The organism is Bacteroides sp., assembly GCF_028690125.1.
GTDB lineage: Bacteria > Bacteroidota > Bacteroidia > Bacteroidales > Bacteroidaceae > Bacteroides.
On the sequence record NZ_JAQVBV010000041.1, the window covers coordinates 25,098 to 40,038 of the forward strand.

The following is a 14,941-nucleotide window of genomic DNA, read 5'->3' on the forward strand; positions in this document are numbered from 1 at the left end:
CTAATAGTTTTTCTCATTCGCCATCTTCCACATATTCAAGAAAGAAGCTTTAGTTATTTCTACAATTTTATCCCAATTCAACCGGTCCGAATGATCCGACGGTTGGTGATAATCAGGATGTCCATCTGTATGATACCAGATAATAGGAATACCGACTTTAGCAAATGTACCGTTATCACTACCTCCTATAGGATTATCCCATGCACGATAATCGGGTTGGAGTTTTAACTCATATTTCTTAATATCCTCTCTCAACCAATCACCGAAAACCGGATGAGCAGCGGTATAGAAATAAACAACCTGTTGAGGTTGCTCCGGTTTATTATTACGCCCGATCATATCAAAATTCAAATATCCTTTAATCTGAGAAACAAAAGGACAACTCTGCACAAAATATTTAGAACCAAGCAATCCTTTCTCTTCTCCATCCCAAAAAGCGAAAATAATATTCCGCTCCGGTTGCTGTCCACTAGTGATAAAAGCACGGGCTATCTGTAATACCGCAGATACTCCGGAAGCATTATCATCCGCACCATTATATATCTGGTCACCATCGAGAGCGGGATCAATTCCCAAATGATCAAAGTGAGCACCCACAATGACATATTCATTGGCATTTTTACCGGGAATCATAGCAAGAACATTCCTCATTGAAAACTTTTGATGGACTCCAAGCTTCAATTTCACAATGGAATCCGGGTGTACTTCAAGCCTTCCCTGCTTCTGACGTTCTTTACGGTAGGCTTCAAAAGACTGAAAATAGCTTTCATTCAACGGATCTATTCCCATCCACTGCAATAAAGAAGCAATGTATTCAGAAGTCACACGTGATCCGTGGAATCCAGCCTCACGCCCTTCCAACTCATCCGCAGCCAAAAAGTTGATAGCAGCTTTTGCAGAAGAGCAGTTAATACTTCTCAAACCTTTTTCCAATGGAGTCTGAGCATAAAGCCCCAACCCGATGAAGAATAACCCTACTAATAGAATATGTTTCATAGTATTATATAAATGTTTATTTATCGGAAACTAATTCCAACGATTATCGTCTAATTTCCAACCTTTCCCTATGGGAATCTCTTTACGGCAGTTCTTTTCACCCGGATTGTCGTAAATTGAAAGTATATACCGCATATAATCAACCTGGCGAACTGGTTCCAACGACTCAAAAAGGTCATTCAAAGCATCTGCTTCCAAACAATTAGCGTGGCAATCCAACTGATTTAATATCCAAGTATCTTCGATCGACAAACGAGTCAATTGATTATTATTGCAACGTAAATAAGCGATTGAGAAAGTACCCGGCATATGCAACTCTGTCAGTTTATTATAACTGCAACCAAAATCCATGATCGAAGGCAATTTATCTAAAAAATCTATTTTATTAAAATTGCAATTATTGATAAGCAAAGCACTTATGCCCATATTATTATCAAAATCCAGTGTTGAAAGATTTCGATTATAACTGCAATCTACTTCTTTCAAGTTAGGCATCCCCTTCAGTTTCAACGAAGAAAGATTATTATTAAGGCAATATAATTTCTCCAAATAAGGTTTACTACCCATTTCCAACAAAGTCAGTTTGGGATTCGAAGATATCTGTATTGTTCTAAGTCTATCACATTGATCAATATCTATTCGCTCCAAATCAGGCATATTGCTAATACCAATATCTTCCAAATTAGGACAGGAAGCGTTCAAATCCAATTCCGCAGTGGATTTGAAACTATTGATATACAGATTTTTCATCCGAGGTAGACTTCCCAAATGTAAATCACTCACATTGAGTAATTCGGTCCCTATTACACAATAGTCCAACTCTTCAGCCCAAATTTTGACCCGATAGTTCCTACAATTTCCATATTTATAACTGATAACCGTTTGTTCAGGATCCTCAATTTTTTGTAAACGTCCGTCGCCCCAATCAATGACCATTCTACCACCACCTGCCGACAGATCCAATAGCCTCGAATTGCTAACAACTTCCACCGTAAACTGAATCGTATTCTCGTCTGTCATCTTCGGGGTTCCGAAGTCATCACCAAACACACTTCTGTCTTCTGCACATGAAATGCAAATTAATAGTAAAGATATACCTACTATAGTGAACAATTGATGTAGTTTCATCATCTAATAATTTAGTTAGCAACGTACAAAAGTAATAAAAGAAATAGATACCATACATGATAGAATGCAAATTAATAAGTAACTTTGCAGAAATTTGACTCAATATAATTATGTGGATACTCATAACAAGTCTGGTGTTGCTGGGCATCATTGCACTGATTGCCGGGATAATCCGCAACCAAAGACTGCAAAAGAAAATAGAAAAAGGCGAACTGGATCAGATGCCTGAAGTAAAAGAAGCAGATGTAGAATGCTGCGGACAGCATGAAGTATGCGAGAAAGAAAGTTTACTGGCTGCCGTCAGCAAAAAGATTGAATATTACGATGACGAAGAGTTGGATCAGTTCATCGGACGTGCCGGAGATACCTATGCCGAAGAAGAGACCAACCAATTCCGTGATGTATTATACACTATGCAAGACATAGACGTTGCCGGATGGGTGCGAAGTCTGCAACTTCGGGGTGTAGAGTTGCCGGATGAATTGAAAGATGAAGTTTTTTTAATTATCGGAGAACGCAGAACATCGCATTCATAATTCAAAGTTAAAGAAGTGGATTTACTACAATATACATTTTTTCAACATGCCCTATTGGGAAGTTTGCTGGCAAGCATAGCCTGTGGGATTATCGGTACTTATATCGTTACCCGACGTCTGGTGTTTATCAGCGGAGGAATTACCCATGCCTCTTTCGGAGGGATAGGACTGGGACTGTTTACCGGAATCTCTCCTATATTATCAGCAGCCATCTTTTCTGTATTATCCGCTTTCGGAGTAGAATGGCTCAGCAAACGGAACGATATGCGTGAAGATTCTGCCATTGCAGTCTTCTGGACTTTAGGAATGGCTTTAGGTATTATGTTCAGTTTTATGGCTCCCGGTTTTGCTCCGGATCTTTCAGCCTATCTTTTCGGTAATATTTTGACCATCAATCAAGTAGACTTATGGATGCTCGGCATATTGGCTCTGATAATGATCGTTTTTTTTTATCTGTATATCCGTCCTATCGTATATATCGCTTTCGACCGGGAATTTGCCCGATCCCAAAAAATCCCCGTAGAGATATTCGAGTACTTGCTAATGATGTTTATAGCATTGACAATCGTTGCTTGCTTACGCATGGTAGGCATTGTATTGGCTATCTCATTGCTCACCATTCCGCAAATGACTGCCAATCTCTTCACTTATAATTTTAAGAAAATTATCTGGTTATCCATCATCATCGGTTTTCTGGGATGTTTGGGGGGACTATTCATTTCCTATCATTGGAAAGTACCTTCCGGTGCTTCCATTATCTTTTTCTCTATCCTGATTTATGCTGTTTGTAAAATCGGGAAGAGCCTCATAAAAAAATAGTTAGATTAAAAAGTTAGCATATGGAAATCAAAATTCAATCGTTAGAAAACATCCATGAAGCAGCCCGCGAATTCATCGCTGCAATGGGAGACAACACTGTTTTTGCGTTATATGGAAAAATGGGCGCAGGCAAGACTACATTTGTCAAAGCTCTTTGTGAAGAACTTGGCGTTTCGGACGTAATTAGTTCTCCAACTTTTGCAATTGTCAATGAATACCGTTCCGATGAAACGGGTGAATTGATTTATCATTTCGACTTTTACCGTATCAAGAAATTGAATGAAGTATATGATATGGGCTATGAAGATTACTTTTATAGTGGTGCTCTTTGTTTCATTGAATGGCCTGAACTGGTAGAAGAACTATTACCGGGAGACGCTGTAAAAGTAACTATCGAGGAATTGGAAGACGGTAGCAGAGTAATCAAATTATGACCGGGCAATACATCGTACAAGGAATTTTTGTGCTGGCAGGAATGACTTCCCTGCTGGCAGCATTGCTCAACTGGAACTGGTTTTTCACTACACGCAATGCACAATCTATCGTGCGTAATGTGGGACGTAACCGGGCACGACTTTTCTATGGAGTATTGGGAATCGTACTTATCGGCATGGCTATATTTTTCTTTATTGAAACGCAAAAAGCGCTTGGATTATAGGTTTCACCCACTCCTGCAAACAACTTATAACAATTGTCTTGACTTCATTTCCAGATACTTATTGATCACATCAATAGAAAGATTTTCAGGAGTAGTCAGCAAAGAGTATATGCCATGTTGCTTCAAGGTAGAAACAATTAGTCTCTTTTCAAAAGCAAATTTCTCGGCAATTACATGGCGGTAGTATTCTTCAGTATTTTGTGCAGGAGCAGCAATATAAGCTTTCAAATCCGCATCTTCAAAAAAGACCACTAATAAGCGGTGCTGACGATTCAATTGTTTCAAATAAGCCAACTGGCGGCTCATACTACTGATATTAGTAAAATTGGTATATAAAATCAAAAGACTTCGTTTACTCACATGCTTATTCAGATGCACACAAAGAGCCGAAAAGTCCGTTTCACCAAAAGTGGTATGCTGACTATACAGGCTTTCAAGAAGAGTCTGCATATGTCCGGGCTGCTTAGAAGCCGGAACAAACGAACCAAAATGCTCATCAAACGTCACCAGACCGGCTTTATCTTCTTTTTGTAAAGCCACATAAGAGAGCACTAATGATGCATTAACAGCATAATCGAACAACGTCATTCCACGAAAAGCCTGTTGCATGATCCTGCCTTTGTCAATCACATTATATATTTGCTGTGAACGTTCATCTTGATAGACATTCACCATCAATTGATGCCGACGGGCACTCGCTTTCCAATTTATTGTCCGATAATCGTCTCCCTTCACATACTCCTTTATCTGTTCAAACTCCGTATGATGTCCTATCCGGCGTATACGTTTAATTCCCAGTTCCGTAAGATTATTATTAATCGCCAATAGTTCATACTGATGTAACATCAGATAAGAAGGATACACTTTAATATCCAAAGGTTCTCCGCAAGTATAACGCCTTGATAGTAAGCCAATACGACCGGTCACAAATACCCTGATATGACCGAAGCCGTAAACACCCCGACTCGTAGGTCGCAGGGAATACGTAATTGTTTTCCCGTCATTCGCTTGCAACTCTACTTTAAAGTCAATATCCCGTTTCTGAAAGATAAAAGGAATTTCATCAATTACGTCCAAAGACACCGGATACGGATAACTGCTTTCTATCCGGATATTAACTTCATTATTATCCCCATTAGAAAAACGGTCGGCACACCGACGATACGCTTTTATCCCATGAATCTTATAAAGAAGATATCCATCTATCAGCACCAACAAGAATAAGACGAAAAAGGTGATCTGCCCTATTACAAATAATGGAGCAAATGCATATCCGCTACCCAACAACAGGATAACCAGGACAATGGCAATATAGAAACGGCGGGTTAGGTACAAATCTTTAAATTATGAATTATACAATGTGAATAAATGGTCCAATAAATGTTATTTCGGAACCTCCACCCTATCAATTAACCGTTGCGTAACTTTAACCGGAGAATATCCCTCCATCTCAGCTTCCGCAGTCAGAATCAATCGATGTTGAAGCACATAAGGAGCTACAAACTTAATATCTTCCGGTGTCACAAAATCACGTCCTTGCAGAAGGGCATATGCTTTTGACGACTGTAACATAGCAACCGAAGCACGCGGAGAAGCTCCCAAATATACAGCTTTACTGGTACGTGTCTGCTGCACAATCATTGCAATGTATTGAAGCAGCGTACGGTCCACAAAAACCCGGTCCATCAATCCCCGCAGTGCTAAAAGTTCTTCACGGGTAATAGCCGGTGTAATATTATCAAGCTTTATCAATGAAGCATTTGTGTGATGACGTTCCAGAATATTCACTTCTTCTTCCAAAGACGGATAATTCATCGTTATCTTCATCAAAAAACGATCAAGTTGCGCTTCAGGAAGTTTATAGGTGCCTTCTTGCTCTACGGGATTCTGAGTAGCAAGAATAGTATAAAGGTCTCCCATCCGGTAGGTCATCCCGTCAATGGTTATCTGGCGTTCTTCCATAACCTCGAAAAGGGCAGCTTGTGTCTTGGCAGGAGCACGGTTAATCTCGTCCACCAATACAATATCAGCAAAGATCGGTCCTTTATGAAAATCAAAATCATTGTTTTTCATATTGAATACCGTTGTACCCAATACATCACTCGGCATCAAATCCGGAGTGAACTGGATACGGCTAAAGTCTGCCTCTACCAGACGGGCAGTGAGTCGGGCCAACAATGTTTTGGCAACTCCCGGCACCCCTTCTATCAAAATATGACCATTCGCAAGGATAGCAGTCAGCACCAGATCAACCGTTTGTTCTTGTCCGACAATGACGGAAGCAATCCGGTCCCTCAACTCTTGTACCTTCTCGGAAAAGAGCGTTAAATCTATCCGTTGTTCTGTATTTTCTTCCATATGTTTTTTCTTTAGATATGATTGATTATTTCATTCATTTTATCAATAAATCGTTTCATCTCCTCTGCTGACAGAGTACGTCCTCCATAGATCACCGGTCTGATTTCACGAATAAACTTCCCTATTTCTTCCACGTCCATACCTGTTTTCTGCGCAATCTTATGAAAAGAGTGCTGATCATCCGCCACTTCTTCCACATCAACCTGTACTTCTCTTCTCAGCTCTTCGGCAAAGTATGTAAATTTCTTATGTACCAGATTAGCATGATCGTTCTTTTGACAATAAAGGGTGCCTATCAGTTTCGTAAATTCCAAAGATCTATTCTCAGGTTCATGAATCACAGGTATTGCCCTTTGCCGCCTCTTCGCAGTAAAAATCATGAAAAGTAATATGGTTACCATAGCCAGATAAACAGCCCAACGCAATGGAGGGTGAGAAAGGAAATAACGAAGAGGCGACTGTTGCACTTGGCCCATCCCTTCCACATAAACCTCTGTACGGACTACCGGAAGATCCTTCATTCTCGATAACAGCCGGAAAAGATAAGTCGCATTATCTCCGTCCAACACACCATAATTGGTAAAAAGCAATGGAGTAGATACTAGAATGATTTCTCCTTTCCCCCATGGACGAACAAATGCCATCAAAGGGTGATAATTTCCATATACTTTTGCCGTATCTTCATCAACTACAACGTTATCCATATCTCTTGCAAGGTCTTTCTCTGCCAATCTTTGAAAAGGCAATGAGTTATAGTTACGAAAATAAGAGCTGCATAAAATCGGATAAAAACGATATAGCTGACGGGAATAAACAGCAGTATCTCCTACCCAGTAAATACTATCTTTCTCAGCCAATGAAGAAGCATATTTTTTCATCATTATCGGACTAAAATAAGAATAAGAGCAGGAAAACCTCAATGTATCCTCCAACACCTTATCAAATGAGGTGCTTACCAACATGATCTTATTCCCTCGCTCAGCCATTTCTAACAGAGCTTCTGTGTCCAGTTCATGAAAAGACAAGTCTTTGGTGACCACCAGTATACCCCGATTATGTAATGAGTCCTCTTGTTCCAACTGATAAAATGTTTTTGATGACAGAGAATAGCCAAGAGGTAAAGAAGAAGACAATACACTGTCAAACAGCGCACATCCAAAAGGTTGCACATCATAATGGCTGAAGGTAGGAGCCCACACAAACTTCTTCGGTAAATGATACTCAACAGCAAACATTATAAGCAAAAAAGCAATAATACCTATAATGAACCAACGACTTCCTTTCATGAAGTACCTCCCTTCGCTATTTCCCCTTGCAGAGTTTGCATTTTCCCGAAAAGTTCTTCCGTCGCTTCAAAGTTTCCATAACGAACCCGCAAGAAGTGATTCGTCAATTCACGGAAAGCAGGCATTCGTACTTCACTATTATACTGAGTAGGTGTTTTATATGGTTGCCAATCAATACGTTTTTCGTCACTCAAGTGTTTCAATGTCTGCAAATAAAGCAAACGCACAGCCTCCCGATAATCATTATGCGCAAGGGCATCAGTGATTCCCCCCGGGAAATCGACTCCATATATTGTATCTTCTTCTACGGAATAAGGCAAAGCACTTTTAGGTGATCGCATAAAAAGACCTGGATTTTTCCGATACACGAACCAAATAATCAGAAGCAAAAGAATAATAGCAATACATATCAATATCAGTTCTGAATATTGTTCCGAAAAACGGCTGCCAAATATTTTGCGTAAGAATTCCCCAAACTGTCGATTGAGCCACTCGAAGATATTAATCTCAGGAGTAATCAACTCACGGTTATAATTATAAGCTACGTCAGATTGCCAAGCAGCAATCTGTGCTTTATCATAAACTAAAGTATCAGTTGGAGAAGTTATCATCTATTTTAGGTTTCGAACTCAAAGTTTATCAAAATTGTCAATATCGCTTTCCACTGTTATGCTATCTACTACTTCCGAAGCATGACCGTACTGATAAGCCAATCCTACTAAAGTAAATATCATCGAAAGGTACGCACCGAATGTCTCAACAATAGCCAAGATATAAAGCAGGAAACTATATCCTATTGATACGGTAGCCGTACTTCCGGTATCACTCATTGCAAAAAAGTATTTTACCAGTGTAGCAATAAACCAAGGAACCATCGTAACTCCTTGCAACACACTGGCAATAATTCCCATTACTAGTGAAATAAGAAAAACACCTCCCCATGTGGCAAATCCCAGACGAAAAGTCTTTCTTAAAGCGTCCATTATTTTAATATCTTCGAATAAATAGATAGGAACCAATAATGCTAGAGGTACGGAAAAAGCGATCAGAAGAGGAATGATGAGTACCGAAGTAAACAACGACAAAGCTACCAAAATCCCCACTGGAATCAACGCTAACGTAACCAATATGACACTTACGACAATCAATATGAACATTCGTTTGATATTGCGGAGTAATAAAGGTTTAAGTTCCCTCAACGTAATACCTTGCAAACGGTCTTCACGTTCATTATAAGTACGTATTAACCCATAAACCAAAGAAGACAGAATAGCAGTCCCCACCATATTATATAATCCATAATAGGTCATGAATCCTGCCAAAGCCATCCAATCCAGATTTTCCACATTGCCATTGGCAAGGGTATTCATTGTCAAAGTGCCTCCCATAAGCCCGTTCAAGCTTAAAGCCTGTATAAGGCATAACGGTAAGATTAAATAAGTAGTGAACTTCAACAGCGGTTTCCAATTTTCTTTTATAAAATCAAAAGCTGCATTTAACTTATCGCCAAAAGGGCGTTTTGCATACATTGCAATCTTAGGTTTCTGTATTTCCATTTTTTTTCCTATTAGGTAAATAAATATAGTAGAAAATAATAAATGCCAATGACAGCAGAATCAATCCGAGACGTAAAAAGTCCGGAAGTTCCGTATGACGGGTAATAAAACCCTCTATAAATCCGGCCATAATGAATATAGGTATTGTACCCACTATAATTTTTAAACCTCTCTTTGCACCCCGGCGGAAAGATTCCAATCTAGAATAGGTTCCGGGAAACAACCATCCATTACCTAAAGCTATTCCAGCAGCACCGGCTACAATAATCGCCCATAACTCAAGCGTACCATGCAAAAAGACAGCAAGAAAAGACTCCCAAAGTAAACCCTGTTGATAAAAGAAGGTTTGAAAAGCACCTACCATGATTCCGTTTTTCAAAAGGATAAATCCTGTGCCGAAACTAGTCAATAGTCCCATTGCAAAGCAATTGAAAGATACCATTATATTGTTTAATGTGATCTCCAGAAACATTGGAACCTCAGAAGAACCATTGTATACTGCCATCGGTTTTCCATTAGCTATATTGTTTAAGGTCATATCTACATAATGATCTCCTAAAATCAATCTGACGAAGTCTGAATCATTGACAGATGACAACATACCAATAAATACACTTACCATGAAAACACAAAAAGAGATTAATAATTCACGACGCGCATCGTGCATGGTTTGTGGAACTTCACGGGTCCAGAAAGTGATAATGCGTGCCCATTTCTCACGTTTATTCCGATAGATCTCATTATGTAACGAAGAAGCAAGATTATTTAAATAGATCGTAATACGAGAGTTAGGGAAATGAGTTTGAGCAAATGCCAGATCAGCAGTCAAATCTGAATAAAAATCAGCAAGTTGATCGGGAGACAAGCGCTTTGCCTGCTCCACTACTTTTTCAGTATCTTTCCATTTATCAATATTCTGACGGATAAACGTTACTTCTTTCATGCCTTTCACAAGATTCCAGATAAGTTTTGTCCGAAACCGGAAACAAAAGTAAGAGAATTTTAATATATTTGCAACGAAATCATAAAAATATTTAATCAAAAATGGCAGAATCTACAATTATCACCGGACAGTTCGTTCGTATCAGCCAGACGCCCGCCAGCATAGGCGAACGTTTCATAGCATTTCTCATCGATTATATTTTGATTGTAATCTATTTGATCTCTACCATTGCTCTTTTACTTAAATTTTATGTGCCACGAGATTTCAACGCTTTTATATATACGTTTCTCATTATTCTACCGGTACTTTTTTACTCTTTTCTTTGTGAAACATTCAATCACGGCCAGAGTTTCGGAAAAAAGTTAATGAATATCCGCGTTGTAAAAGCAGATGGTTCTACTCCCGGTATTAGCTCCTACTTACTCCGCTGGTTATTATTTTCTATTGACGTTCCTTTGACCGGAGGTTTAGGAGTCTTATCCGTCATCCTGACCAAAAACAATCAACGGTTAGGTGATCTCGCTGCAGGAACTATGGTAATCAAAGAAAAAAACTACCGGAAAATTCATGTCAGTCTGGATGAGTTCGACTATCTGACAAAAGATTATCATCCCGTTTATGCGCAATCTGCTGACTTATCCCTTGAACAAATTAATGTAATTACCCGCACATTAGAATCAAACAAAAAGGACCGCGAACATCGTATCACGATGTTGGCGAAAAAAGTACAGGGACTGTTGTCTGTCACTCCATTAGATGGCAGTGGAGAACGTTTCTTGCAAACTGTTCTTAGGGATTATCAATATTATGCATTGGAGGAGATTTAAATTCAGCACTAAAAGGATTACAAATATATCTTTTATTAGATATGATTGACAATACCTGAATTATTATTAGAAAACGAGCTATCTTTGTTGGTATTAATGATAAACCTATAACTTTTTGAAACATACTATTCTGATGAAAACAAAATATCTGCTTTTATTTCAATTGGTTTTCTTAGTTAATCCAGTTGGTGCCAATCAGATAACAATCGAAAAATGCAATAGAGTGAGAAGTGATGTAAGTTGTTGATATTCGGTGTTATATGCCGAAGACTGCAATGGATTGCTAAGTGGTAAAAATGCAGTTTTTAGTGGTTTTAAGAACCGGATACGTTACGATTACGTTAGCAGTTTATCTGAATGCAAGATAGTGCAGTTTGTGGAGACTAAATATTTGATAATAAGATTACTATTCGCCATTTTGCGTATATCTTGATAGCGTTCCCTTGCTCGTGATAAAGTAATTTTGTGACTTAAAAATCACAGTAAAATTTATTATTATGGGTAACGAACTAAAAGTTAATTTTTATCTCCGGCATAAAGAGATAAAAAAGGATGGAACCGTTCCAATCATGGGGCGCATAACCATCGGCAATCAGATGGCACAATTTAGTGCCAAATTAAGTGTTGCTATATCCCTATGGGATATTAAAGCAGCAAGAGCATTGGGCAAAAGCAAAGTAGCCACGGAGCTAAATCGTGCCTTAGACAAAATAGTGGTAGCTATTCACACAAGCTACGAAGAATTAATCGAGCGAAAAGGCACGGCGACCCCGAAAGAAGTTGCAGTAGCCTTTCAAGGTATGGCATCCGGACAAGAATCTCTGCTTGGTTATTGTGATAAATTCCACAAGATGATGCTTCAGCGTGTCGGCATCAACCTTAAAGCAAAGAGTTGCGAACAATATCGCATAGCCTTTAAATACCTGAACGAGTTTATAAAGGCTAAGTATAATCTTAAAGATATCTCATTTGGTGCGTTGGATTACTCCTTCATTGAGAAATTCGACCATTACCTGCGCATAGAGCAAAGATTCAAACCAAATAGCGTGGTTGGTATCATCGGTCGTATTAAGTTGATGATAAGACGTGCGATTACAGATGATGTAATTGTGTTTGACCCATTTATATCATTCCGCTCGGAAGGGGAAGAATCGAAGCCCAAGACATTAACACGTCAGGAGCTTACGCAGATTATGACTACACCTCTTGATATTCCAAGCAGGTATCTGGTGAGAGACCTATTTCTATTTTCAGCCTTTACAGGCATATCGTTCAGCGATATTCGTAACTTAACGTATAATGACCTCACCCAAAATGACGATGGGACGGTATGGATTCACTCCAAACGTATGAAAACGGGTGTTGAATTTCACGTCCCGTTATTAGACCTGCCTATCAAATTGATTGACAAATACAGGGGTTCAACGGATGGCGAACATCTATTCAGAATGTTGAGCAATGTAAAGACCAATTTGCACCTAAAAAAGATAGCACAAATGTGTGGTATAGATAAGTGCCTCTGCTTTCATGCAGCCCGACATTGTTATGCTTCGGTAATAACTCTATCTCAAGGCATTCCGATGGAGACCGTCAGTCGGATGCTGGGACACAGCACAATAAAATCCACTCGTATCTATGCTCAAATATCATACGAGAAAGTGGATAGCGACATGAGGCGACTCGCCAAGAATATCAAAGGAAAATATCATTTAGCGAACTTATAAGATGGATAAGATAAAGTATAACACCTTTGCGGTGATGTTCTACATCAACAAAGGGCGAATCAAGAAAAACGGTACAACTACCGTTATGGGGCGTATATCCGTTAGCGGTGAGATGGTCCAATTCTCAACTAAGATTGACGTAGCCCCTGCCCTTTGGGATGCTAAAAGGTATTGCCTGAAAGGGCGAGAGCGTGAGTCTATTGAAATCAATGACAAATTGCAGGAGATAACAGATGCTATCACCGGCTATCACAAGGATTTTATCAAACAGCAAGGATATGTAACAGCAGAGCTTCTTAAAAATAGAGTTTGTAACATAGGACAGAAAACCGATATGTTGCTTGCACTCTTTCGGGAGCATAATGAGCAATACAAACAGATGGTTGGGGTAAATAGAGAGGAGAAAAGCTTTCTGATATACTACTATGCGATTAACCACATTGCTGATTTTATAAAAGCTCAATATGATGCAGAAGATATAGAACTAATCAAATTGAATCTGAGATTCTTAGAGGATATGATGCTCTTTTTAAGAGGCGAAAAGGGATTATCTATAAATACAGCCAATGGGATTGCTATTTCGCTCAAGCGAGTTATCAAACGTGCCATAAACCAAGGGACACTACGCAAAGATCCGTTTGTGGGGTACAAATTTGATGTAGTATCGCCGGAGTGTCGCCATCAAATAGAAGAGGACCTGCACAAGCTGATGACAACCGAGATTAAATCCAAAGCCCTATGTTTTAGTCGTGATATGTTTATATTCTCCACGTTTACAGGCACTTCATTTTCGGATGTTGTAAAACTGACGGATAAAAATATAGGCATTAACAATAGAGGTGATAAATACCTCACTTTCAATCGACAAAAGACGGGTACAGAATGTTATGTTCCTCTGCTTGATATTCCTTTGAAAATCATTGAAAAATATCGGAGTGAGCGTAAAAGTGAGAGACTATTTAATATGACTACGTGGGCTACCATGTACGAAAATCTGGGTAAGATGCAAAAGCTTTGCGGACTAAAAGAGCCAATCTCATACCATCAAAGTCGCCATAATTTCGGAACGCTAATCACTCTCCTTAACGATGTGCCTATTGAGACGGTAGCTAAGATGATGGGGCATAAAGATTTGAAAACCACCGAAATCTATGCTCGAATGAGTAATAAAAAGGTGGGTGATGATATGAAGCGAATAGCGGGGAGTTGCAAAAGTAAATTTAAAATCTTTGAAGACAAGGATATGCCCATAGTGGAGGATTATAATTATTTTGAATTTAGAGATAGATATGAAAAGAGATATGGTAACAATCAGTGATAACGGCACGGTAAACGTGCCTGCCAATGTGCAGATGCGTGATTTTGAGATTGCCGGACTGTTCGGAGTGATGCTGCCTACGGTGAAAGGAAAAATCAAAACCCTGCTTAAGAATCGGCATTTTAACGGCTGTACCTATAATGTTGTTTCGGGCAGTAGTCTAATTCCAGACTATTTTGACCTTGAGATGGTTGTGGCTATTGCATTCTCTGTTGATAGTTGTCAGGCTGGCATATTTCGTGAATGGATAATGCGTAAGATGATGCAAAGCAATACACCACCAATATACATTGGAATGAATGAGCTGAAAGCAAAAGATAATTTTTTCAATTAATCATATCAATCACCCTTGCTGCTATGACAAAGGGAGTATTTCGCACGAAATAGCCAAGCCCAAGCCCTAAAGGGTTACTTCTTACAGTCGTAAGGCTTGTCTAATTCTTAGCTAAATACAATTTAAAGTCATAGCAGCAAGGGCGACCGATATGACGGATAAAACTTAAAATAAAAGCGATGAACGGTAGATTCTTCAATCTCCGCTCATCGCTTTTATCAGTTAATGTTGCAGCTTCAGACTCCCTCTAATCAGGATAAATTTATTCGCACCTACTGCCATGACTTTAGGTAGTGCTTTTCGAGGAATTTTTGAATATCCGACTCTCGATATAGGATTTTGCCCTTTTTCTCAAATTGGATGTAATCAATCTTGCCGCTACTTCGCCAATCCTGTGTGGTTCTGTCGCTGATTTTGAGCATCTCGGTCAGCTCAGCATCCGTAACATAATGTTCGCC

17 protein-coding genes are annotated in these 14,941 nt (G+C 39.2%); 8 read left to right on the forward strand and 9 right to left on the reverse strand.

Going from position 1 to position 14,941, the window contains the following annotated elements:
- Window positions 1-996, reverse strand: a complete 996-nt coding sequence (locus PHO71_RS20675) for a M20/M25/M40 family metallo-hydrolase (protein WP_300206995.1) — start codon at window positions 994-996, stop codon at window positions 1-3.
- Between the two features lie 30 nt (window positions 997-1,026).
- Window positions 1,027-2,127 carry a leucine-rich repeat domain-containing protein gene (locus PHO71_RS20680; protein ID WP_300206997.1) on the reverse strand — a complete coding sequence of 367 codons (1,101 nt, stop codon included), beginning with the start codon at window positions 2,125-2,127 and terminating at the stop codon, window positions 1,027-1,029.
- Between the two features lie 107 nt (window positions 2,128-2,234).
- Here PHO71_RS20680 and PHO71_RS20685 point away from each other — a divergent pair, with 107 nt between their 5' ends.
- The 4 genes from PHO71_RS20685 to PHO71_RS20700 are packed head-to-tail and all read left to right on the forward strand — an operon-like array spanning window position 2,235 to window position 4,137.
- Entirely contained in the window at window positions 2,235-2,660 is a 426-nt protein-coding gene (locus PHO71_RS20685; protein ID WP_300206999.1) for a phospholipase, read from the forward strand.
- Between the two features lie 15 nt (window positions 2,661-2,675).
- Window positions 2,676-3,479 (forward strand): metal ABC transporter permease, encoded by an 804-nt coding sequence (locus PHO71_RS20690; protein WP_300207001.1) that lies wholly within the window; start codon window positions 2,676-2,678, stop codon window positions 3,477-3,479.
- 20 nt (window positions 3,480-3,499) lie between these two features.
- Entirely contained in the window at window positions 3,500-3,913 is a 414-nt protein-coding gene (gene tsaE, locus PHO71_RS20695) for a tRNA (adenosine(37)-N6)-threonylcarbamoyltransferase complex ATPase subunit type 1 TsaE (protein ID WP_300207003.1), read from the forward strand.
- Complete coding sequence (locus PHO71_RS20700; RefSeq protein WP_300207006.1) at window positions 3,910-4,137, forward strand: immunity 17 family protein; 228 nt, start codon at window positions 3,910-3,912, stop codon at window positions 4,135-4,137. The genes tsaE and PHO71_RS20700 overlap by 4 nt, the downstream gene beginning before the upstream one ends.
- Window positions 4,138-4,161: 24 nt before the next feature.
- Here PHO71_RS20700 and PHO71_RS20705 read toward each other — a convergent pair whose 3' ends face one another.
- The 6 genes from PHO71_RS20705 to PHO71_RS20730 are packed head-to-tail and all read right to left on the reverse strand — an operon-like array spanning window position 4,162 to window position 10,280.
- On the reverse strand, window positions 4,162-5,472 hold the full coding sequence (locus PHO71_RS20705) for a DUF58 domain-containing protein (RefSeq protein ID WP_300207008.1): 1,311 nt from the start codon (window positions 5,470-5,472) through the stop codon (window positions 4,162-4,164).
- A 48-nt stretch (window positions 5,473-5,520) separates the two neighbouring features.
- On the reverse strand, window positions 5,521-6,495 hold the full coding sequence (locus tag PHO71_RS20710) for a MoxR family ATPase (RefSeq protein WP_300207011.1): 975 nt from the start codon (window positions 6,493-6,495) through the stop codon (window positions 5,521-5,523).
- A gap of 11 nt (window positions 6,496-6,506) precedes the next feature.
- Window positions 6,507-7,781 (reverse strand): DUF4350 domain-containing protein, encoded by a 1,275-nt coding sequence (locus PHO71_RS20715; RefSeq protein ID WP_300207014.1) that lies wholly within the window; start codon window positions 7,779-7,781, stop codon window positions 6,507-6,509.
- Window positions 7,778-8,392, reverse strand: a complete 615-nt coding sequence (locus PHO71_RS20720; RefSeq protein WP_300207015.1) for a DUF4129 domain-containing protein — start codon at window positions 8,390-8,392, stop codon at window positions 7,778-7,780. Before PHO71_RS20720 ends, PHO71_RS20715 begins: the two co-directional genes overlap by 4 nt.
- An 18-nt stretch (window positions 8,393-8,410) precedes the next feature.
- Window positions 8,411-9,337, reverse strand: coding sequence for a hypothetical protein (locus tag PHO71_RS20725; RefSeq protein ID WP_300207018.1), 927 nt, complete (start codon window positions 9,335-9,337; stop codon window positions 8,411-8,413).
- Window positions 9,318-10,280 (reverse strand): stage II sporulation protein M, encoded by a 963-nt coding sequence (locus PHO71_RS20730; RefSeq protein ID WP_300207020.1) that lies wholly within the window; start codon window positions 10,278-10,280, stop codon window positions 9,318-9,320. The genes PHO71_RS20725 and PHO71_RS20730 overlap by 20 nt, the downstream gene beginning before the upstream one ends.
- A 101-nt stretch (window positions 10,281-10,381) precedes the next feature.
- On the opposite strand from PHO71_RS20730, the gene PHO71_RS20735 reads away from it, so the two are divergent.
- From PHO71_RS20735 to PHO71_RS20750, 4 genes are all read left to right on the forward strand, one after another.
- The gene (locus PHO71_RS20735; RefSeq protein WP_300207022.1) at window positions 10,382-11,107 is read left to right on the forward strand and encodes an RDD family protein; all 726 of its coding nucleotides are present in this window, start codon (window positions 10,382-10,384) and stop codon (window positions 11,105-11,107) included.
- Window positions 11,108-11,604: 497 nt separating this feature from the next.
- Window positions 11,605-12,831 (forward strand): site-specific integrase, encoded by a 1,227-nt coding sequence (locus PHO71_RS20740; RefSeq protein WP_300207025.1) that lies wholly within the window; start codon window positions 11,605-11,607, stop codon window positions 12,829-12,831.
- Window position 12,832: 1 nt separating this feature from the next.
- Window positions 12,833-14,149, forward strand: coding sequence for a site-specific integrase (locus tag PHO71_RS20745; protein WP_300207028.1), 1,317 nt, complete (start codon window positions 12,833-12,835; stop codon window positions 14,147-14,149).
- On the forward strand, window positions 14,133-14,483 hold the full coding sequence (locus tag PHO71_RS20750; RefSeq protein WP_300207030.1) for a hypothetical protein: 351 nt from the start codon (window positions 14,133-14,135) through the stop codon (window positions 14,481-14,483). Before PHO71_RS20745 ends, PHO71_RS20750 begins: the two co-directional genes overlap by 17 nt.
- Before the next feature lie 272 nt (window positions 14,484-14,755).
- Here PHO71_RS20750 and PHO71_RS20755 read toward each other — a convergent pair.
- Window positions 14,756-14,941, reverse strand: a 186-nt coding sequence (locus PHO71_RS20755) for a helix-turn-helix domain-containing protein (protein WP_300207033.1), incomplete at its 5' end; no start/stop codon positions are given.